23 protein-coding genes are annotated in these 20522 nt (G+C 41.3%); 8 read left to right on the top strand and 15 right to left on the bottom strand.

The features are described 5' to 3' along the window. Positions 1–13 precede the first annotated feature (13 nt). Entirely contained in the window at positions 14–1975 is a 1962-nt protein-coding gene (locus CQ839_RS10895; protein WP_103668308.1) for a DUF3352 domain-containing protein, read from the top strand. Between the two features lie 132 nt (positions 1976–2107). Next, complete coding sequence (rdgB, locus tag CQ839_RS10890) at positions 2108–2707, top strand: RdgB/HAM1 family non-canonical purine NTP pyrophosphatase (RefSeq protein ID WP_103668307.1); 600 nt, start codon at positions 2108–2110, stop codon at positions 2705–2707. Between the two features lie 62 nt (positions 2708–2769). Here rdgB and CQ839_RS10885 read toward each other — a convergent pair whose 3' ends face one another. The 4 genes from CQ839_RS10885 to CQ839_RS10870 form a co-directional block, all read right to left on the bottom strand. Beyond that, on the bottom strand, positions 2770–3735 hold the full coding sequence (locus tag CQ839_RS10885) for an exopolyphosphatase (protein WP_103668306.1): 966 nt from the start codon (positions 3733–3735) through the stop codon (positions 2770–2772). Positions 3736–3756: 21 nt separating this feature from the next. Continuing rightward, positions 3757–4185, bottom strand: coding sequence for an Hpt domain-containing protein (locus CQ839_RS10880; protein WP_103668305.1), 429 nt, complete (start codon positions 4183–4185; stop codon positions 3757–3759). 427 nt (positions 4186–4612) lie between these two features. Further along, positions 4613–4900, bottom strand: coding sequence for a DUF3288 family protein (locus CQ839_RS10875; RefSeq protein ID WP_103668304.1), 288 nt, complete (start codon positions 4898–4900; stop codon positions 4613–4615). 102 nt (positions 4901–5002) lie between these two features. Beyond that, positions 5003–6202 carry a hypothetical protein gene (locus tag CQ839_RS10870; protein ID WP_103668303.1) on the bottom strand — a complete coding sequence of 400 codons (1200 nt, stop codon included), beginning with the start codon at positions 6200–6202 and terminating at the stop codon, positions 5003–5005. 314 nt (positions 6203–6516) lie between these two features. Between CQ839_RS10870 and CQ839_RS10865 the strand changes: the two genes are divergently transcribed. Further along, positions 6517–7695, top strand: coding sequence for a glycosyltransferase family 4 protein (locus CQ839_RS10865; RefSeq protein ID WP_103668302.1), 1179 nt, complete (start codon positions 6517–6519; stop codon positions 7693–7695). A gap of 17 nt (positions 7696–7712) precedes the next feature. On the opposite strand, the gene CQ839_RS24805 is transcribed toward CQ839_RS10865, so the two are convergent. Both CQ839_RS24805 and CQ839_RS10860 read right to left on the bottom strand, forming a co-directional pair. Then, the gene (locus tag CQ839_RS24805) at positions 7713–7907 is read right to left on the bottom strand and encodes a hypothetical protein (RefSeq protein ID WP_146048725.1); all 195 of its coding nucleotides are present in this window, start codon (positions 7905–7907) and stop codon (positions 7713–7715) included. Between the two features lie 51 nt (positions 7908–7958). Further along, entirely contained in the window at positions 7959–8606 is a 648-nt protein-coding gene (locus tag CQ839_RS10860; protein WP_103668301.1) for a hypothetical protein, read from the bottom strand. A 123-nt stretch (positions 8607–8729) separates the two neighbouring features. On the opposite strand from CQ839_RS10860, the gene CQ839_RS10855 reads away from it, so the two are divergent. The 4 genes from CQ839_RS10855 to CQ839_RS24800 all read left to right on the top strand — a co-directional run bounded on the left by CQ839_RS10855 (position 8730) and on the right by CQ839_RS24800 (position 11679). After that, complete coding sequence (locus tag CQ839_RS10855) at positions 8730–9713, top strand: tRNA-dihydrouridine synthase family protein (RefSeq protein WP_103668394.1); 984 nt, start codon at positions 8730–8732, stop codon at positions 9711–9713. Positions 9714–9717: 4 nt separating this feature from the next. Then, a complete protein-coding gene (locus CQ839_RS10850; protein WP_103668300.1) occupies positions 9718–10893 on the top strand; it encodes an esterase-like activity of phytase family protein in 1176 nt (391 codons plus the stop codon). Between the two features lie 265 nt (positions 10894–11158). Continuing rightward, positions 11159–11515, top strand: coding sequence for a hypothetical protein (locus CQ839_RS10840; protein ID WP_103668298.1), 357 nt, complete (start codon positions 11159–11161; stop codon positions 11513–11515). Further along, on the top strand, positions 11500–11679 hold the full coding sequence (locus CQ839_RS24800) for a hypothetical protein (protein WP_146048724.1): 180 nt from the start codon (positions 11500–11502) through the stop codon (positions 11677–11679). The genes CQ839_RS10840 and CQ839_RS24800 overlap by 16 nt, the downstream gene beginning before the upstream one ends. Here the strand turns inward: CQ839_RS24800 and CQ839_RS10835 are convergent. The 7 genes from CQ839_RS10835 to CQ839_RS25105 form a co-directional block, all read right to left on the bottom strand. After that, the gene (locus tag CQ839_RS10835; RefSeq protein ID WP_103668297.1) at positions 11647–12234 is read right to left on the bottom strand and encodes a Uma2 family endonuclease; all 588 of its coding nucleotides are present in this window, start codon (positions 12232–12234) and stop codon (positions 11647–11649) included. The genes CQ839_RS24800 and CQ839_RS10835 overlap by 33 nt on opposite strands. A 194-nt stretch (positions 12235–12428) precedes the next feature. Next, a complete protein-coding gene (locus CQ839_RS10830) occupies positions 12429–14171 on the bottom strand; it encodes a helicase HerA domain-containing protein (RefSeq protein WP_103668296.1) in 1743 nt (580 codons plus the stop codon). 136 nt (positions 14172–14307) lie between these two features. Continuing rightward, on the bottom strand, positions 14308–14643 hold the full coding sequence (locus CQ839_RS10825) for an RNA-binding protein (RefSeq protein WP_103668295.1): 336 nt from the start codon (positions 14641–14643) through the stop codon (positions 14308–14310). A gap of 316 nt (positions 14644–14959) precedes the next feature. Continuing rightward, positions 14960–15628, bottom strand: a complete 669-nt coding sequence (locus CQ839_RS10820) for a hypothetical protein (protein ID WP_103668294.1) — start codon at positions 15626–15628, stop codon at positions 14960–14962. A gap of 76 nt (positions 15629–15704) precedes the next feature. Further along, complete coding sequence (locus CQ839_RS10815) at positions 15705–16346, bottom strand: ParA family protein (RefSeq protein WP_103668293.1); 642 nt, start codon at positions 16344–16346, stop codon at positions 15705–15707. A 148-nt stretch (positions 16347–16494) separates the two neighbouring features. Beyond that, positions 16495–16983: a signal peptidase II gene (gene lspA, locus CQ839_RS10810; protein WP_103668292.1), complete on the bottom strand. Its 489-nt coding sequence runs from the start codon at positions 16981–16983 to the stop codon at positions 16495–16497. Between the two features lie 123 nt (positions 16984–17106). Beyond that, on the bottom strand, positions 17107–17277 hold the full coding sequence (locus CQ839_RS25105) for a hypothetical protein (protein ID WP_181016175.1): 171 nt from the start codon (positions 17275–17277) through the stop codon (positions 17107–17109). Positions 17278–17590: 313 nt separating this feature from the next. Here CQ839_RS25105 and rpaB point away from each other — a divergent pair, with 313 nt between their 5' ends. Continuing rightward, entirely contained in the window at positions 17591–18328 is a 738-nt protein-coding gene (gene rpaB, locus CQ839_RS10800) for a response regulator transcription factor RpaB (protein ID WP_103668290.1), read from the top strand. 107 nt (positions 18329–18435) lie between these two features. Here rpaB and CQ839_RS10795 read toward each other — a convergent pair whose 3' ends face one another. Together CQ839_RS10795 and menA are read right to left on the bottom strand one after the other, a co-directional pair. Then, positions 18436–19551 carry a glycosyltransferase family 4 protein gene (locus tag CQ839_RS10795; RefSeq protein WP_103668289.1) on the bottom strand — a complete coding sequence of 372 codons (1116 nt, stop codon included), beginning with the start codon at positions 19549–19551 and terminating at the stop codon, positions 18436–18438. A gap of 13 nt (positions 19552–19564) precedes the next feature. Next, positions 19565–20479 (bottom strand): 2-carboxy-1,4-naphthoquinone phytyltransferase, encoded by a 915-nt coding sequence (gene menA, locus CQ839_RS10790; RefSeq protein WP_103668288.1) that lies wholly within the window; start codon positions 20477–20479, stop codon positions 19565–19567. Between the last annotated feature and the right edge of the window lie 43 nt (positions 20480–20522).

Here is a 20522-nt window from a genome sequence, read left to right as displayed (position 1 = left end):
GAGGTTTTATTAAGTGAGGAGTTTGTTTGCCACAATTTTAGCGATTAGTGCTAGTACATCAGCATTACCCGCGATCGCAAATCCGATCACAAATCCGATATCTAGTCAAATCTCAAAAAGCTCTATACCTGCTGAAAACCAGAGTTCTAGCTCTAACCAATTTAGACAACGCTCTCTTAATTTTGCGAAGCAGATTCCCGCAGATGCAATCGGCATAGTGCTGGTGGATCTAGATGCAAACTCTTGGCAGATCTCAGGAATGCCGCAATCTATAAGTCCAGTTTCGGCATTTGACAAATTATTGACATTTTTGGGTCAATCTCTTCCAATTTCTATTGCTAAAGATATTCAACCTTGGTTGGGAAAAGAAGTTGCGATCGCTTTCTTTAGTAATACGGACAACAAATTCGAGTTTACTTTTACAGCTTTATCGACCGTCGCTGATGACAAGAAGTTTGAGATTTTTCTTAAAAAGTTAAAAAGTCTTGATTTGCCGAAACCCACTGAAACTCTATATCAAAATGTCAAAATCCTAGAATGGCAATTAGAAGAGGATTCCGTTGGGGACAAGAAACCAGTTATTTCCCATACATTGAACTCGCGGAATTCACTGCAATCTTTGCTAAGACTAAAACAAGACATACCTCCAAATACCAATGATCAAGAAGAGGAATCTGATGAAAGTGAGCCAATTGTACCTAGCTTTCCCAACTTCAGCATCAAGCGATTTGCGATCGCCAAGCTGCCAAGTGGAATTGCGGTAATTACGACTGATCGGCAAATGATCCAGAAGATGATTGATACATCTGCCGAGATTCCTGAGCAAAGGTTGGCATCTCTAGCTGATAATCAACTTTTTTTGCGATCGCTAAACAATCCTCTGTGGAATCGATCGCTGATTGCAGGTTATGGCGATTTTAAAGAGCTAGGTAAAATTTCCGAGCTTTTGGCGGCGGACTTACCAGAGACATCGGAAATCCCAGGATTTAGCCGTCAAGAATATCTCGACGGATTGAATTATACTTTGGCGCAGTACAGTAGTTTTGATCTGTTTACATGGGTTACACCTCAGGGTATTCGCAGTCAGAGTAATAGTTATTTCTCGGAAGTGAGATCCCCTAGTCCCAAGGATACGGCAACACGCGATCGCTTGCTATCGTACTTGCCATCAAATGTGTATGGAGCAATTACTAGTCGCAATCTCAATCGTCAATGGCAATGGTTTGTTGAGGAGTCTAAACAGCAATCTACCTACAAGATTCTTGTCGAAGGTGTGAGAATGCTCGCTCCTTTGATTGTGGGTTCTGGATTAGATCTCGACATTGAGAAAGATATCATCTCTTGGATCGATGGAGAATATGCTGTTGTGGTATTCCCCAGCGATCACTCACCTTTTCAAGAGACGGGCGTTGATCTAACCATAGGAGCGTTAATCCGTACATCGAAACCTGACGTAGCCAATGCAACTCTAGGTAAATTAACTCAACAAATCTCTAAATTAAGTAGAGATTTCATCCAAGTCAAAAAGCGCCAGATTGGAACTACTGTTCTTACCAGCTTTGAGTTTCCTGATACGAGAGTCAGCGGTAAAACCCAGAGCATTTTTGCCTATGGTTGGCGCGATCGTCAAACTTTAATGCTGACGTTAGGAGCGAATACAGCATCAGCTTTTGTGCCAATTCCCAAACCTGCTCTTGCTGAATCAGAGATGTTTCGCGATGCGATCACAGATATGCCACAACCAAACTTTGGCTATTTTTACCTCAATGTTAATGCGATCGCCAAACAAGTAGCTAAGTTCTATATATCCTTCTCGGAGACCTTCGCTTCGCTTGATGAACCGAATCAGGTATCTAAACCAGAAATACCTGAAGTGATCCAAAAGACAATTGATCGACTTGGTGGTGCAGTGTTTGTGTATTCCGAAACTAGCGATCGCTTCCAATCTGATTTCTTCCTTGGACTAAAACCATAGATCGCAAAGCGCTGAAACCCAATTGAAGATAGCGCAAACCACCTTCTTCAATTAAAAAAATGCCAATGATTATAAATTTAAGCCGCATAAATGGTAATTTTTATGATCCCCATAACCATAATGGTTTAACAAATGTCTAATACATCAACTCAATTAGAAAAATTAGTAATTGCCAGTGGTAATGCTGGCAAGATAAAAGAGTTTCGTGATTATTTAGCAGACCTAGGTATAACTCTAATTCTTAAACCTGACAGCATTGATGTCGAAGAAACTGGTGCAACTTTTATTGAGAATGCTCATCTCAAAGCATCTCAAGTCGCAATCTCTACAGGAGAATGGGCAATCGCAGATGACTCTGGGCTTGAAGTAATGGCTCTTAATGGCGCTCCAGGAGTACTTTCAGCAAGGTATGCCGATACAGATAGCGATCGCATCAATCGGGTTTTATCTGAACTTAAGGATCAGGTTAATCGGGAAGCTCAGTTTGTTTGTGCGATCGCGATCGCTTCACCAGATGGTGCGATCGTGGCTGATGCAGTTGGGCTGTGCAAAGGTGCAATCTCCGATGCTCCGAGAGGGAAGGGTGGATTTGGATATGATCCTATTTTCTTAATACCAGAGTTTCAGCAAACCTTTGGGGAAATTCCACCAGAAGTCAAAGCTAAAATTAGTCATCGCGCCAATGCCCTTGCCATGCTACGCTCAAAATTACAGAATTTCGTAAATCAGTAATCAACACCGTAAAATAGAGTGGCGGCGCGAAGCGCCGCCACTCTATTTTACGGTGTTATTTCCTATTCGAGGGACATTGCAGATTGAACTACATTATTCCTTGTAATAACATCAATCAGTTCCTGCTTAACTTCTTCAGCTTGCTCATTATCAATTTGACAAGTACCAGCATTAGCATGTCCGCCACCTTCATATCTCAACATCAACTCCCCAATATTAATCGGACAGGTACGATTGAGAACTGACTTACCGACAGCAAAAACAGAATTCTGCTTTTGCCTTCCCCACATTTGATGAATAGAAATGTTACACTCAGGATATAGGGCATATACCATAAAGCGGTTGCCAGCATAGATCGTGTCTTCATTCTGCAAGTTGACTATAACTAGCTTATCGTAGACTTCTGCACAGCTCTGAATTTGTCTCTTAAATATCTCCTGTTGCACAAAAAATAGCTCTACGCGCTCCTTAACATTCGGAAGTTCCATAATCTCTTCAATAGTCATTCTCCGAAAAGCATCTACCAATTCCATCATCAAAGCATAATTAGAAATCGTAAACTCACGGAATCTTCCTAATCCTGTCCGTGAGTCCATCAAAAAGCTTAATAGTACCCATCCTTGTGGATGGAGAATATCATCAATATCAAACTGTGCTGAATCACATTTATCTACTGCTAGCATCATCGCTTGCGAGACATGCGGAAACTTTAATTTTCCTCCATAATAGTTATAGACAACTCTTGCTGCCGATGGCGCTTCACCCTCAATAATATGATTCTCTGGAGTATCATAAATGCGCATTGTCTCACTCGTATGGTGATCAAAGACTAAATATGCACCCTCTATATATGGCAAGTTAGTCAAAATATCGCGATCGCAGACCTCGACCTTACCATCTTGCACATCTTTCGGATGAACGAATAAGATCTCGTCTATCATATCTAGTTCTTTGAGTAATACGGCGCTAACAACACCGTCAAAGTCACTACGGGTAATTAATCGATATTTTTTGATTGCGCCTGACATAAGCTGATGCCTTTGATAATCTTACAAAATATTACTTGTGATTCTGTCCATAACTATAGCGCTTTGCGTTGTAGGCTGAAATTTTTGTTGCAAAAATTCGGACACTTTGGCGAACTCAAGATCCAATTGATGTATCACTATATTCATGTTTTCTACCTCACTAGTATGACTATTTGACTTACAAAGAACGCTTAATTCTTTGCAAATTGCCACAATTCTATCGGCTCCTAAAGTACCGCTTCCACCCTTAAATGCATGGTTCTCAAAACTGATTTGGACAAAATCTAGATCCTCTAGTGCTTGTCGCATCTTTGCGATCGCCTGCTCCGAATCTTCTAAGTAAGTATCAATAATCTGTGTGAGAGCCTGCTTACCAATACATTTCTCTAAAATATTCAACGTTGACACATTGATTACTGCAAGTCCAAAGATAGAAGAATCTAATTGCATATAAATACTAGATGGCGTATATAGATTGATCAATATCACCAAATTTAACTTTTGATGGATCAAGCAATTGCTTTGTTAATGAATTCAGATTTCGAGATCGTAATTCAGGCTTAGTTTGTCCAGAATAGGTTTTACTTAATTGTAAATGCGCCGATAAATAGAACATTATTTTGCCCACTGTCTACAATCAAACCCCTTTTACAAATTCACAAAGAGGTCTACACCGTTTTGTACTTTTGGGATTACTTGCATCAATAATATTCGAGAATTATTTGGTGCGATCTGGCTATTTGTAGCATTGGACGTTCCATGATTATGTAATCTAAAGTGATCCCTTAATAAAATTATAGATTTTTTCTACTGACTATAGGATCTCTACACTAGACACAAAAAAATAAGATGTGACAAAATCACCATATTTTATTTTTTATGCCCAGTCATCTTGCCCTTCATCCTGAGCCATATAGACTTTGCCGATCGCATGGATCGCTCTAGTTTTTGTAAATAGGTCTTCTTCCGTTAACTGCCAATTATTGAGAACTTTGAACAGATCAGCCTGAATATCTCTCGCCCCAACGAATCCTTTATAACGCACGATTAAACGGGCTAGATCAGCATGATCACGGTTACTTGGCGCAGACTGCGCCAGTAAATCATTCACTATTTGGCGATCTTTGGTGTACTGAGGATGTCTTTGATCTTTTGCTTCTGCCATAAGAGATACAGCGCAAAGCGCTGAGATAAAAAGCCAAAAAATTATTGAGAATATTGCGAAGCAATATTCTCAATAATTTTTTGGCTTTGGTTTAGTTACAAATTACTGTCTCAAAATCACTACTTCATTACCAGTTACAGGGGTACGCGCAATCAAATGATTTTCGGCATCTGCAACAAATAGCTTCTTGAAATTGAGTGACTGCGATCGCGTTTGTAAATCTGTCACCAATTGAGTTTGTTGGCTTGGCTCCAATTTATACCAGCCATCATTAAGCGCCACAATCAAGCGTCCACGCTTAAAGTTAGTCTGTACCGAACCAAGTAAAGATTCACCATATTGGTTCGCTACTTCCGAAACTTGAGTTTGGATCTTCGCGATCGCAATTTGTTCAGCATTTAGAGGCGCATCACCACGCTCTGGCTTCACCAAGTCTTTATTAACGGCAGATGGTTGTTTCTTAGCAGTAGTGATTACTGGTTTATTAATCGGTGCTGGTGTTGCTGCAACTTTTGTAAAATTTTGGCTGTGAGCATGGGATGGCTTCAAAATGATCAGCAGTGAAAACAAAGTGACCAAAGCGATAGTACCAGCCCGCTTATCAAGAATACGCTTAACTTCATCGGAAAGTGGAACCTGCACAGCAATCCCACTAATCGATCGCCAAATGGGAGCAGTTGCGGTCACCGTCTTTTTCCAAGCATCATTTTCTTGGAGCTTTTCCCAAGAATTTACCAAAGAAGGAGTGGCTGCCGCCTTAGCCGAAGTCTTTTGCCAAACATTTGTCGCAATCGGATCGAGCTTGTCAACTGTCATTTGTAAAAACGACAAAATTTTCGGTGTAACTTGCTCCTTGACAAATTTCCAAGCAACACCAAATTCCTGCTTGACTTGTGCCACTAGCGGAGAGTCGGCTTCGGTGGAGGCATTAAGCAAGCCCGCCGCTTCACCCGTTGCATCCAAAGTGCTTTCTTTCCCTTCAAGGCTTTGTTGAAGTTTTGTTAAGGCGACGATTAGAGATGCGATCGCCTTAGCCGAAAAGACCTTTCCTATATTTAAAGCTTTATTTAGGGTAGGGTTGCTAGAAAGATTCTCTGTACTTGTTGTAGCAGTTGTCTCTTGACCTTCTTTTGTCACCAAATTAGACTTGGTGAGCTTTGTTTGTAGGTTACGTAGTGCAGGCAGCAAACTTTTAATAAGTTTAAGTAATAGCGCTTGCAACTGCGGCTGTACTTTCGTCCAAGTTTGCCCAACTTGCTTGGAAACGCCCTCAATTACTTCTTTAGATTTGTTTTCTGTCATAACTGCCTCCTGTCACAATTCACACGGTTGCCATGAAAAGTATCACAAATTATGCAGTGAGATTAACATATCTTGAGGCATTTCTTAGTATTGCACTGCTTTACGTTGAAAAGAACACCAATACTTTACTTTTGTTAAAAGTGCTGCTTTGCAATACTTTTAACAAAAGTATTGCGATTTGGATAACAACAAAGTTCTACATTTCTCTACATTTCTATAGATACATAGTTGCTATAGTTAGGTAAGCTTCATCACTTAGTTCTTGCTCCTGCCTTAATCATCATTTTTATTAATACAAATATCACTTAAATATCATGCGCATTCTCGCTCTAGCTTGGGAGTTTCCACCACGCATCATTGGAGGAATTTCTCGTCACGTAGCAGAGCTATATCCTGAAATTGTTAGGCGCGGTCATGAGGTTCATTTAATCACTGTTGCAGTCGAAGGTGGGGCATCAGTAGAGACCGTTGATGGAATTCATGTGTACCGAATTTCCGTTGGAGTCAATAATGACTTTTTTCAATGGGTTGCACAAATGAATGTAAGTATGCTGAACTTTGCGAGAGAGTTCTTGTCAAATAATTCTATAGATTTAATCCATGCCCATGATTGGTTAGTAGAAGAATCCGCGATCGCGATTACTAACGAATTTCAGATCCCTCTAGTTACGACGATCCATGCAACTGAGTATGGAAGATGTAATGGGATTCATAACGATACTCAAAGATATATCCATCATAAAGAAATCCGCTTAACTCAGGCATCACAGCGAGTGATTGTTTGCTCTCAATATATGCGCGGCGAATTGCAGCGGGCGCTAGATTGTCCTGCCGAGAAAACTGATGTGGTCTATAACGGTCTGAGCGTCGAGCGTTGGCAAAATATTACCGCAGAGCATCAATATGATCTTGAAGCTCTAAAGGCGCAATACGCTAAGCCTGAAGAAGCAATCATCTACTTTGTTGGACGGATTACTTACGAAAAAGGCATTTATATTTTGCTGAATGCTATGCCCAAGATAATCGCAGCGATGAATGATCAAGTGCGTTTGGTAATTATCGGTACTGGCGATGCTTATTCGATCTTGCTCCAGCGTCAAGCATGGGATCTAGGTATCTATCACAAAGTTTTATTTACAGGCTTTATGGCAGACGCTGATTTTTGGAAATTTCAGAAGGTCGCTAATTGTGCAGTTTTCCCCAGCTTATACGAGCCATTTGGGATCGTTGCTCTTGAAAGTTTTGCTGCAAAAATTCCACTTGTAGTTTCCGATACGGGCGGATTGCCAGAAGTAGTTCGCCATAAAGTCACTGGCATAGTAACTCGCGTTAATGATGCTGATTCTTTGGCTGACGGCATAATCGAGATTCTACACAATCCTGATTACGCAAAAGCCTTAGTAAATAATGCTCAGGCTGATCTAAGAGAAAGCTTTGCTTGGGACAAGCTCGCCGAACAAACTGAGGCTGTTTTTTTGAAGGTTAAAAGCTGAAGGTCACGTCTTTCAAGTTAAACGGCAGCAGTAATGACCAATGATTTCATTAATGAGGTTTTAAGTTGTGGGGAATTGCGTAAGCCTGATGGTGAAGGCAGAAAAGATAGAATTACTGTCAGCAAAGCGATCGAAACCATGCTGCCGATAAAAAACTTGGCAAACCATAATTCGCTAGAATCGGGATTTGGATTCAAATTGTGAGAAGACATAATAATATTTTCGCTTTAAGTGTTATGTGAGCATGTGTAATTACAGACGAGTCAATTTACGAAAGGAGTTCCCCAAAAGCTCCAGTTTTCTTTATTAAATGGCGATCGCCATTTTTCAATTAAGCTTCGTTCAAGTTGTTGCCGTGGACGTGATGAGGAAGGAGCGTCCCACCAAAAGGTCATGACAACTTGTGTCTGAAGGTTGTGGGTATTATGCAAATCGCGGTAATTAAGGATATACCGTTTGCAATCATGAATTCCTTTCCATCGCTTGTGAGATCTGCATGTCTCACCAATATACAATAGCACGGGTGATTGCAACTCTTTAGTGAGGTCGATCACAAAGTATATGCAAGCGTCGTCACTGCCACGACTGGGTAAGCGATAGAACTCAGCAGGTTGAATGGGTAATGCAAAAGGATTAATCGCATGGGGATCGCAGTGAGCAGAAGGCAAGTCAAATAGAGAAGTTTGGACTGCGGGGATCATTGTAGTGATGAAACTCTGATACTTCGCGATCGCCTGTTTCCACACCTGTAATGACTGACTTCCCATTTCATAGCTCGCGCCACTATCATAAAGACGCGAATTTCGCTGTATGCCTTCACCAAAAAGCGATCCCTGTTCGTAGCGGAAAGAATTTACAGAATTATCGTCATGGGTATTTTTACTATTGTAGGGAGTAGGGCGATCGCTCATGATGATTGCTATAATTTTTTTAAACGGCACTGCACACCGCCTAAAAAATTATAGTCAGATATTTTGCCAGAAGCTCTACCATCACAAATTATCAAAGGGCAACCTCTGACTGCACTCGCCCCAATGCAAGACGTAACCGATCTTGCGTTCATGCAAATGTTAAGCGAATATGGCTGTCCTGATTATTATGTGACAGAATACTTTCGAGTCTATGCCAATTCCAATATCGATAAAAAGATTCTTAGGTCAATCACTCTGAATACAACAGGTAGACCTGTATTTGCTCAACTAATTGGTGAAAGCATTCCTGACATATTGCGGATTTCTCAGCAGCTTACGAAATACCCAATCGCAGGAATTGATCTTAATCTTGGCTGTCCTGCGCCACGAGTTTATCGCAAAAACGTTGGTGGTGGGTTATTGCGCGAGCCTGAAACTATTGAGCGCATTTTTGCGGCGTTGCGATCGCAAATTTCGGGACTCTTCACTGTGAAAATGCGCGTAGGGTTTGACTCGATTGATAATTTTGAAAAGCTATTGCAATTAATCAATCACTATCAAATTGATATGCTGAGTTTGCATGGTCGCACTGTCAAAGAGCTATATCGCGGCGAAGTGCATTATGACTTGATCCGCAAAGCTGTACAGACTGTAAATTGTCCTGTGTTAGCCAATGGCAATGTAACTTCTTACCTCAAAGCCGAACAGGTTCTCCAAGAAACTGGGGCGGCAGGAGTGATGATTGGTCGATCGGCAATTCGTAATCCTTGGATTTTTCAACAAATTCGCGATCGCTTTGCAGGTAACCCAGTCCAAGTGATTACCCTTGCTGATGTGTATAAATATATTCAGCATCTATTTGCAATTACTTACCGAGATGATCTCAAAGAGAAATCCCACGTTAATTGTCTAAAAAAGTTTTTAAACTTTATCGGCACTGGCATTGATCCTGAAGGGCAGTTTCTAGCAGGAATGCGGTTAGTACAGTCAAAGCAAGAGCTTTTTGATTTGTGCGATCGCCATTTACTCACTGAACCTGATCGTTCTTTTGCGATCGAGCCATACGAAAATCTGGTAGCTCGTCCTAGTTGTGAATCCTGTGAATAAGTATATGTTCTTACCGAAAAGCTTTTGGAAGTTATTAATTGGATTTTGCTTAGCATTTTTGGCAATATTGAGCATTAATAATGCATCAGCAATAGCAAGTGATCGCACATTTCTGAATGTATCGCTAGATTTTGTCAATGAGTATAAATTACCAAAACAGAAGTTTGAGAATACTCCCATTGGTGGTTTATCAGGACTGGCTTATGATCGCATTGATGATATTTTCTACGCAATTTCTGATGATCGTAGTGAATTTGCTCCTGCCAGATTTTATGCTCTCAAACTGAAGTTCAGTCCCCAAAAAGAACAGCCGAATCTTGAAAAAGTGGAAGTAATTGGCGTAGATTTCCTCAAAGACAAAACAGGAAGCACCTATCCTAATGGTGAAGTTGATCCAGAAGGCATAGCATTAACAGGCGATCGCACAGTACTAATTTCCAGTGAAGGCGTAACTAGCAAAGGCATTCCTCCATTTATCGATGAGTTCGACCTATTGACAGGTAAATGGATCAGAAGTTTACCGATTCCTCAGCGCTATCTATTCGAGCCAAAAAAAGATCCAAATCCTAACAGGAGCGATCTTTCTAAAGCAGAGCCACAAGGGGTAAGAGATAATCTTGGTTTTGAAGCGCTCACGATAATTCGTGATTCTATTGGTGATCCCTATCGCGTCTTTACAGTTACGGAAAATGCTCTTGCCCAAGATGCTCAATCCGATCAGCAACAACCATCTGAAAGCCGTTTTTTGCATTACTTAGTTGGCAACATCGCGCCGCTAATTGTTGCCGAGCATCGCTATCCTGTCGAAGCGATGACCTCTCCCGTTAATCAGATTGGGGTCAATGACATCGTAGCCCTTGATCGCGGCGGTCACTTTCTCACCCTTGAGCGTTCTAATGGCGGTAATGGACTTAGTGCCAAAATTTGGCAAATTTTTACAGGTGATGCTAATGATACTTCAGCCATCAAAAGTTTTCGGACTAGTCCCAATGTGCGATCAATCCGTAAAAAGCTAGTATTAGATTTAGCAACTCTTGGGATTAAATTAGATAATTTAGAAGGAATGGCGATCGGCCCTCGTTTAGCCGATGGTTCATCAAGTCTTATTTTGGTCAGTGATGACAATTTCAGCGACAACCAATTTACACAATTTCTATTGTTTCGCCTAAATCGTAATTAGAATCGATTTTCTGAGCATGTTTATGCGATCGCAAATAGATCATTATGTGACTGCGATCGCAACTCAATCATCAACAAACTGCGATCAGTCAAATTTTTGTTGGATGCTTGCGATCGCTAAACTGCTTGAGGTTTTAACTATATTGAAATGCTTAAAAATGCGATCTCGATTGGAGTGCATTAGATGGAATTGTGATTTTTTTGTGTTAATTTATTAGAAATGTCCACCACTCGATCTCAACTTTAGTCTACAGGAGTTACTGAAAGTGTCACTAGAACCCAAAGACACCCCACAGGGAATCGTAGGATTTGCGTTTGCAAACGCACTTGTTGAGGGTGAATATAATGTCGCTTTTAATATGCTCTCAGCCCAGCTTCAAATTGAGTTCACTCCATTGAGCTTAAAAGAAAAGTTTGAGTATATGGTCGGATATGGATGTAGCGACCCAGATTTTGTGGAAGTCATGTCTGCTGAGGATGATTGGTATATCAAAGAGGCTTTAGATATAGGCTGGGCTTATGTGGCTATCAGCGGTGATGGATTTGGTGAAGCAGTTACTGTCGTTGTTACACAAGAACAATCTAAGCATGTCATTCGTGAAATAGATTGGGGAAGACCATAGTTCCTATTAAACAAAGAAAAGTTCAGATCTATCGGGATGAAGATGTTTATTTTGTTGATGAAGCATTAGCAAATATTCAAGAAATGGATTTTGATGTGACTGCGATCGCTAATAATCCCAATTTGCGAAAACTAAAGCCCTGCTCTAACAAAGAACTGCTCTGATGTGACTGCTAAATTTGGGAATAACTCATCGGCTAACAAGAGATCGCCTTGATAAGTCTCAGGTGGGCGATGGCCAAAAAACACGGTGATACTTCGCATTGGTGGATATACGACCCATACTCTTTCCACTCCTGCACTCAAATAATCCGTCGCTTTTTGAGCTAGTTGGTTAAATGTTTGATCAGGCGATACAATCTCAATTACCAACTCTGGCAACACAGGACAGGGTGCGTCTTCACGCCAGTCTGCGGCAAGGCGATCGTAAGAAACATAGAGCAAATCAGGCACAGGAACCCAATCTTTACCGCGTCGTTTGAGAATTAATGACCATTCAATCGATACTTGTCCAATCCCATTAGACAAACCTGATAGCTCAGACCAAAAAGCACTGGTTAATCGGGAGTGAAAAAACTTCGGTGACATTTTTTTTATTGCTTCTCCATCAAGTAGTTCATAACTTTCATCATTTTCAGATAAGTTCAAAAACTGCTCTAGGGTCATTTTTGAACTTATCTGAGTCTCTGACATGACTTTTTCGATAGAAATACTAGTCATTTTTGAATCTCCTTTTGGGATTAATGCTGGTAGCGCGAAGTGCTGTCCAGCCTCGCACTTGAGTGCGAGGCTCAAAGCTCAAACCCTTTGAAACGGGTTAATCTAGAAGTATTCTTCAGTCTGCTTCAGCAGACTTGAGCTTTTAGCCCGCACTTGAGTGCAGGGCTACTACGTAAGTTTTATAAATTTTAACCTCAAAATCCTAAATCTGCTTTAGCCGCCTCTGCAACTCGCAAAACCTCTGGCGTAGAGATTTCTTCCCAAGGCACTTCACCGATCTCGCGATAGAAAGTTTCATCATAGGGACGAGTTTGAACCACCACAGGCATTGGCACGGCATGACCGAGAACTAAAGCTTGCTGCTTAGAATCTAGTTTTGACAAAATCGTTCGCAAATTGCCACTGCCCGCTACACCTGTAAAAATTGCATCAATATCTTTCTCATCATTGAGCAAAGCCGTAATTCTGGTTCCAATCTGCGACATTACCTCATTATCAATTCCTGAAGGACGCTGATCGACGATTAGCAAAGTCACAAAATATTTCCGCATTTCACGGGCGATCGTCCCAAAGATAGTCTGTCTAGCCGTATTCGGAGCCAGAAAACGATGGGCTTCTTCGATGGTGATCGTTAACTGCTGTGGGCGATCGCAAATATTTTTAGTCTGCAAAAATCGCTCAGCCTGTTGCACATAAGAATGGTGAATCCGCCTTGTAATGATATTGGTCGCCAACATATAGGAAAGTAGATTTGATTGCGAACCAAACTCGATCACGATATGTTTCCCTGCTGCGATCGAATCGAGAATGCGCTTAATGTAGTTTTCGGGACAGGTTGGGCGTAAATACTTAAGATCATCAAGCCTTGTGAGTTTACGCTGGAGCGCCATAATCGAGGATTTACTCCCCATTTTCTGTTCGCAAAATTCTTGGATTTCCGAATTGGTCATGGCAAGTAATCGCGAAATCCAACTCTTTCCAAATTCATTCCGCAGAATAATCGCATTTTCTAAACTAGCTTCTGAGAGATTTAATTCTTCGCGAATTAGCATCAAATCTTCGACATCGATTTGGTCGTAGCTGATGTAAAGCTCCTGTGCATCGCGCACTCCCCGTCGCTTCGTCGAGTCTGGATCGAGGGTATAAATCTGTACCTGTGCAGGAAATAGCTGCCGCAAACCTTTAACTGTGCTAAATCTTTTACCTTCCGTGGCAGCTTCCCACCCATATTCTGAATGCATGTCAAAAATCAGATTCACCGCCGCTTGCTTACGGATAATTCCTGATAGTAAAAGGCGCGTCAAAAAAGATTTGCCAGTTCCAGACTTACCAAAGATGCCGTTACTACGCTCCACAAAGCGATCGAGGTCAAGACAAATTGGCACAGGCATATCAATTGGCTGCCCGATCGCAAAGTTCCGTTTATGGGGATCATCTTCCCAACCAAACACAATCCGAAAATCCCGCTCAGTCGCATCAAACACCTGCGAGAAATGGCTGGGGATCGTCTTTACAGGCAGGAGTTGAAAATCATTTATTTCTTCAACAGCTTCGTAACTTGGTGATTTCTTACGCTTAGTTTTCTTAACGCGATCGCTATTCTGACTAGCGGCTCGCTGAGTAATGAGGTCAAAAGGATTTGAAGGAACAAACATTAACATTGGCGTTAAATTGATCGTGCCAAAAGTCCCCGTACCTGCCAAGATTTCGGTTAAAAAAGTATTCTCAGGATCAGGCGGATTCATGAGAATACGGGGACTAGCCGTACCTAGAGTGACATCGGTGAGGATGCAAAAAAAGCGTGTATGCCGACCATGCACCACCAGAAACTTACCGACGCGCATATCTTCGACGGAAATCTCGCCATTTAGTCGAACTTCTAAACCGTCGCTTAAAGAACCCTGAACAACAATTCCTAATGGTTGCAATAAATCCATGCCAAACCTGCATTGAGTCTGCATACTTTTGCATAGCATAACAAAATAGAGGAGAAAACTAAGTTTTCTCCTCTATTTTTGCTTGCAGTTGAATACTAATATTTTTTTAGAACGTACAGCGTCCTAAAAAAATGATTTAGTAACGACCACCGCCACCGCCAGACTTGTTATAGCCGCCGCGACCACCGCCGCCGCCGCCTCTGTTGCCACCGCCAAACGAATCATTATTTTCACGAGGCTTAGCCTTGTTGACTTTGAGTACGCGACCCATCCACTCAGCACCGTCTAGCGCTGTGATGGCTGCATCTTCCTCAGCATCAGCACTCATTTCTACGAATGCAAAGCCACGAGCGCGACCAGTTTCGCGATCGGTAGGGAAATGGACACGTGTGACCTTGCCGTAGTCTTCAAAAACTGGCTTTAAATGGTCTTGAGTAACTTCATAGGACAAGTTACCAACGTAAATAGACATTATGCTTTCTCCAAGAATTCAATGAGTATGTAGAGATAGAGATGTCGGAGAGAAGCTTGTCACGATGAAACAGAAAAAAACTGCCAGTACAGAAAACAATTACTACAACCGATAAATACTTTTACCTTACGGTCAATAGTTTAGCGCATATGATTAAAATTTGGGCATAATGTTACATTTAATTTATTTTGCAACAATTAACCCAAAAGCCAAAAGTAGATTTGCGGCACAAATCTACTTTTGGCTTTTGGGTTTGAGCTATTACTATTCTGCCAAAAGTAAAAGCAGCTCAAAGCACCCGCTTTACTTTTGAGGTTTAGTCCATCCAACCAATATTTTTATTATTTATGCGTTGTAATTGTTCGTTAGATCCAGTTGGACGCGCATAGGGATTGCGATCGCGATGGGGGTAGGGCTGTTCAACAGGCTGTTTGCGAGGAGTTGCTCTATTGTTTTGTGGGGTTTGCGACACCATTTGTGAAGAACTAGCAGACTCAACTACAGGAGGCTGAGCTAATTCTTTGGTTGATTCTAAAGTCTTGATCTGCTCCGAAAGTTGAATATTCGCTTCGGCTAAGCGCAAATTATCGCGTTTGACTTCCACGAGTTGTTGATCTAATTCATTTTTGAGACTCTCGATCGCTGCTAGTGATTTTTGCAAAAGCTCGATATTAGTATGGCTAAATTTCAAATCTTTTTGCAAATCAGCTATAGTTTGCGACAGTTCAGTTTCTCTTTGTCGAGATTGAGTGAGTGATAACTCTAGATCAGAAACTTTTGCTTTTGTGCGATCGTCCAAACTTGGAGGTTTAGCTATAGCATTAAGTTCAGGACGAATAGAAGCTTTGCTGACTGGCTCAGCAACGGTTTCTGCTTTTACTTCGATAGTTTGTTCAGTTGAATCGTTCTTAGCTGGAGCTTCAGTCTCTTTCTGAACTTCATCACGCAATAAATCTGAAATTCCGACTTTCTTTTTAGTTGACATTATTTTTTTATTTAGTTCTATAAAACAGCTATTAGCATTAGTTAAGAGTCCGCCGTTAGCGGACTCTTAACTAATATCACCTTAAAATATCTCGCCTCAGTTCATCAACTACACGTCTATAGTCTGCTTCTGCTTCTCTAGCATTTTTACCTTTCCATTCTGTAACTAATTTCCCATCTAGAGCAGCGCGCTCATGAGCTTTGTAAGCTCTCACAAAAGCATGAAAAACAGGCACTCCGACTTCTTGTAAAGTATTTTGAGCCTCAAGTGCTTCATTGAGGCAACGAGGATCAACACGGGTTAACAGAACTCGATGGGGGACTTGAGCAGGTCTTACGGTACTTTTGACAGTATCGATGAGAGCAGTTAAATCCATCGGAGCAGGTGGACTGGGCAAAACCAAATAATCAGCGATCGCTACAACTGTAGCTAGTGCATGGGAATGTAATGCAGGCGGTGTATCTACCAATACTAGATCGTAACTGCTAAGTTTCGGCAATTTTCTTAAATGGGTTGGATCGATTTCTTTGGCAATATCAAAACCCATGCCATTTTCGCTACGACCGACCCACCAAGACAAGCTTCCCTGTACATCAGCATCAACAACCAATACTTTAGCTTCCTGCGCCAATATACCTGCTAAGGCGATCGCTGTTGTTGTTTTACCTACCCCCCCTTTGCCATTGGTAACGACTACAATTTTTGGGGAATTTGCCATGCTGCTAAGTCTCTTAATAACTTCTAATTAGAAATATAGCGCTTCAAGCTCTAACCCAAAAAATTAGTTGCGATGAAAGTCAGCCTATGGCTGACTTTCATCGCAACTAATTTTTATAATAAAAATTTCTAGAGTGAGCGCGAAGTGATCACTCTAGCTTTTTTTGCTTTGATGGTTTAGTGACAAATAAAACAGCGATCGCCAAACAAGCTAAACCAACATTGATGGAGACATCAGCAATATTGAAAATCGCAAAGCGAATAATCCTTATATCGATAAAGTCAACTACATAACCAGCCACAAAGCGATCTATGCCATTACCTGCGGCTCCCGCTAAAATACAGCCATAGCCGATCTGTTCCCATCGATTTAAATTTTTACCAAAAACCCCAAAAGCAACTAGTCCCAAACTTACAATCATTGATACCCATTTAAGCCAATCAATCTGACCACTAAACAGGCTAAATGCTGCCCCTGTATTAGTTGCATAAGTAAAATGAAAAACACCATTAATCAAGGGAACTGATTTTAATCCCTTGAGATATTGCACGACTAAATATTTAGAGGCTTGATCGAGCACTAATCCCAAAATTGCCGCAGTCCAGTATAGAGAGTTCTCGATTTTGCCAGATGTCATATTAGAGATTTTACTAAAACTTGTAGAAATCAGAGAAACACATAATTTTTAAAAAAGCTTGCTTTGCAACCCTTTTAAAAAATTATGTGTTGTTTAATTTAGCGCAAAGCGCTGCACAGACTTTTATGGATTAATGATACCTAGCCATGCCAATAAACCCTGACCAGTGGCAAACTCGATCGCTACAGCGAGGATGAAGCCGACCATTGCAGCTCGACCATTTAATCTTTCTGCATAAGTGTTAAATCCCATTTTCGGATCAGTAGCCTGTGGTACTTGAGTTGGTTCAGTCATGATCGAAAAAATCCTCATTTTGCATAAAACTTTATATAATTTTATCTCAATCACATACATAAAACCGAGAAGGCAGAGACATGGCAATACGCTCTCTGTAGTATGAGATCTGGTGATGTCAAAATTTAACGAAGCGCTCTTCCAGCAAAAAAACTTGGTAGCCATATAAAATTCAGGCTTAGGCTGTTCTGAAACTTTAAGTTTTGTTTTCGGATTGTAACGACCGATTTCTTGTAAACTTAGCTAAATAAATATGTAAAATCATAAATTTTTGCTGAATTGCAGCTAGCAACATAGTGGAGTGTAAACTGGCTTGGAAAACCATAAGGAAAAAATTCTAGTTGTAGACGACGAAGCTAGTATTCGTCGAATTTTGGAGACACGTCTGTCGATGATCGGTTACGAGGTCGTCACCGCCGCAGATGGCGAAGAAGCGATCGAAGTTTTTCATAAAGAGAATCCCGATTTGGTGGTTCTTGATGTCATGATGCCAAAGCTCGACGGTTACGGGGTATGTCAAGAGCTTCGCAAAGAATCTGATATTCCAATTATCATGCTGACAGCGTTAGGCGATGTCGCCGATCGCATTACAGGGCTTGAATTAGGTGCAGATGATTACGTTGTTAAGCCTTTTTCGCCAAAGGAACTAGAAGCTCGAATTCGTTCAGTGTTGCGACGCTTTGATCGTAATGGCACCTCAGGCATCCCTAGTTCTGGGGTGATTCATATCAATACGATCAAGATTGATACCAACAAGCGCCAAGTCTATAAGTCCGATGAGCGTATTCGCTTAACGGGTATGGAGTTTAGTTTGTTAGAGCTATTAGTCGGGCGATCAGGTGAAGCTTTCTCAAGAGCCGAAATCTTACAAGAGGTTTGGGGTTACACACCAGAGCGCCATGTGGATACTCGCGTAGTCGATGTTCATATTTCGCGCCTACGTGCAAAGCTAGAAGAAGATCCTAGTAACCCTGAGTTAATCTTGACAGCGCGTGGCACAGGCTACCTATTCCAGCGCATCATTGATGGCTCAGAATCTAAACAAGCTTAGGACGCTGCGACTTAATAAGGAACCAATTTTTTGTGGCTCGTCAAAGCCGTTCCACAAAAAATTGGTTCCTTAAGTTTTAATAAAAGACTGTCTTCAGTAGTCTTTTATTATGATTCATGAAATTTGGAGATCGCCAAGTCATAAATTTTTGACAGTCTTTGAGCATGTATAGCAAGAGTAAACTCTGAATGAAACAAAGCATTGCCAGCTATACCAATCTCACGAGCTTTATCAAAATTATTTGACAAGTCCATAATCGCTGTTGCCAACTGTTCAATATTATTTAGAGTAACTAAAATTCCAGTTTTCCCATCCTGTATATGTTCAGGAATTCCCCCAACAGCGCTAGCAATCACAGGTCGAAATCTTACGTATGATTCTAACGTCACTAAACCCGCAGGTTCGGGCCATACACTAGGGAAAATCACGGCAAAACTTTGATGGTAAAGATCCTCTAACTTTTCTTTTTTACACCAGCCGTGCCAAGTAATGCGATCGCAAATTTGTAAATCCTCCGCTAGCTGACGAACTTGAGGCATAGCCCACCCTTCACCTGCAATGTCAAGATGAATGTCAGGATCTAGTATAGGTATCGTTTTTAGTAACCAATCTAATCCCTTATCTGGCACTATTCTGCCTGCAAAAAGAATCCGTTTTTGAGCATGGACGGTTCTGGTTAATGGTTCATGGTTATAGGAAGTTGCTGCAATACCACAACGTAAAGTTACCACTTGCGATTCTGGTAATCCATTGGCAATTAACTGCGATCGCACATAATCACTATTAGCGATCGTCAAAATACCGAGTTTTTTTAGAGCATTTAATTCGGTACTTGCACGTTCTATGTTTGCAAGGATCTTTGCAGGGCGACGACTGCCACATCCATCGACAAAATGCCCCCAAGCACAACCCCAACTATTTAATAGGCGATCGCAGCTAGATTTACTAGCTGGCAGATATTTAGTTCCACTGGCGCAGTAAACATCATGATTATGTGCAGTAAAAACGACAGGACAGGAATTATTTATCTGAGCGATCGCATTAGTTTCATGGATATGCAGCAATTTGAAATTACTTTGGTCATAATCACTAGGATTAGCAATGATCTCTGCACCAAATGCATCTGGCATTGCCACATACAAACCATCAACATAGGTTTTAACTCCACCACCAGCGATCGCCGTACTAGCTGAGCAATGATAAATTCTATTCGGCAAAATCATGGGAATTACAATTTCATAAAATCAAGCTGATACTAAGGCATGAACCAACGACAAAATGCAGGGCAACAGCGATAAATCGATAGTTGAGTAAAAGTTCGGCGCGTTCATGGTTTGCGCTGATAAATGAGCATAATTTCCATGCAATTGGTAAGCTAATCAGCACGATCGCAGTCCAGATTGGGAAAAAGTTTAGCACGATCGCAATAACCGTAATGGCATAAATGACACTACAAACCCAAGGTAAAAGCTGTGCTGCTCGCTTAGTCCCCAAACGCACAACAGGAGATCGCTTACCTGCGGCAAGATCATCGTCAACTTGATTGAAATGTGAACAAAATAAAATCAGACTAGTAATAATCCCGACAATGATCGCCGCCGCAATTGAGCCGATTGACCAAGATTTAGTTTGACTGTAATAGGCTGCCGATACTCCTAACGGGCCAAAGGCAAAAAAGCATAAAACTTCTCCCCATCCCTGATATCCCAACCGAAAAGGGGGACCTTGGTAAATATAGCCAAGAAAACAACAAAGCGCGATCGCACTAACGACAACGACATCTTGCTGTAGCCAAGAAATCGCTAATACGCCACTGATACCGAGGAGTAAACAAATATTTGCGATCGCAAATATTAAGTTCTTCTTGCCTGTCAAGTTAACAACTGAATGAGCTTTATTGATATCGATACCTGTTTCGGCATCAAACACGTCATTGCAGAGATTTTCCCAGACTAAAATCAAAACTGCGGAAATCAGAAATTCCCAAAACACAATCCAGTTAATTGCTCCTGTATCGCGATAAGCAACAGCAGTACCCGTAGCGATCGGGACGATCGCCACGCTATACATTGGAAACTTAATTGCTGCCATCCATAATTTTCGAGATGGAGTGGGGGATATCTCAGGAGAATCAATGAGACTTTTTACCATACTAGCCAAGATGATTTTGTGAGCGCCACCCTAACTTAAAACA

Source organism: Pseudanabaena sp. BC1403, assembly GCF_002914585.1.
In the GTDB taxonomy this organism is placed as follows: domain Bacteria; phylum Cyanobacteriota; class Cyanobacteriia; order Pseudanabaenales; family Pseudanabaenaceae; genus Pseudanabaena.
The sequence above is the reverse complement of the archived record's forward strand: the minus strand, read 5'-3'. Positions and strand labels throughout refer to the sequence as shown.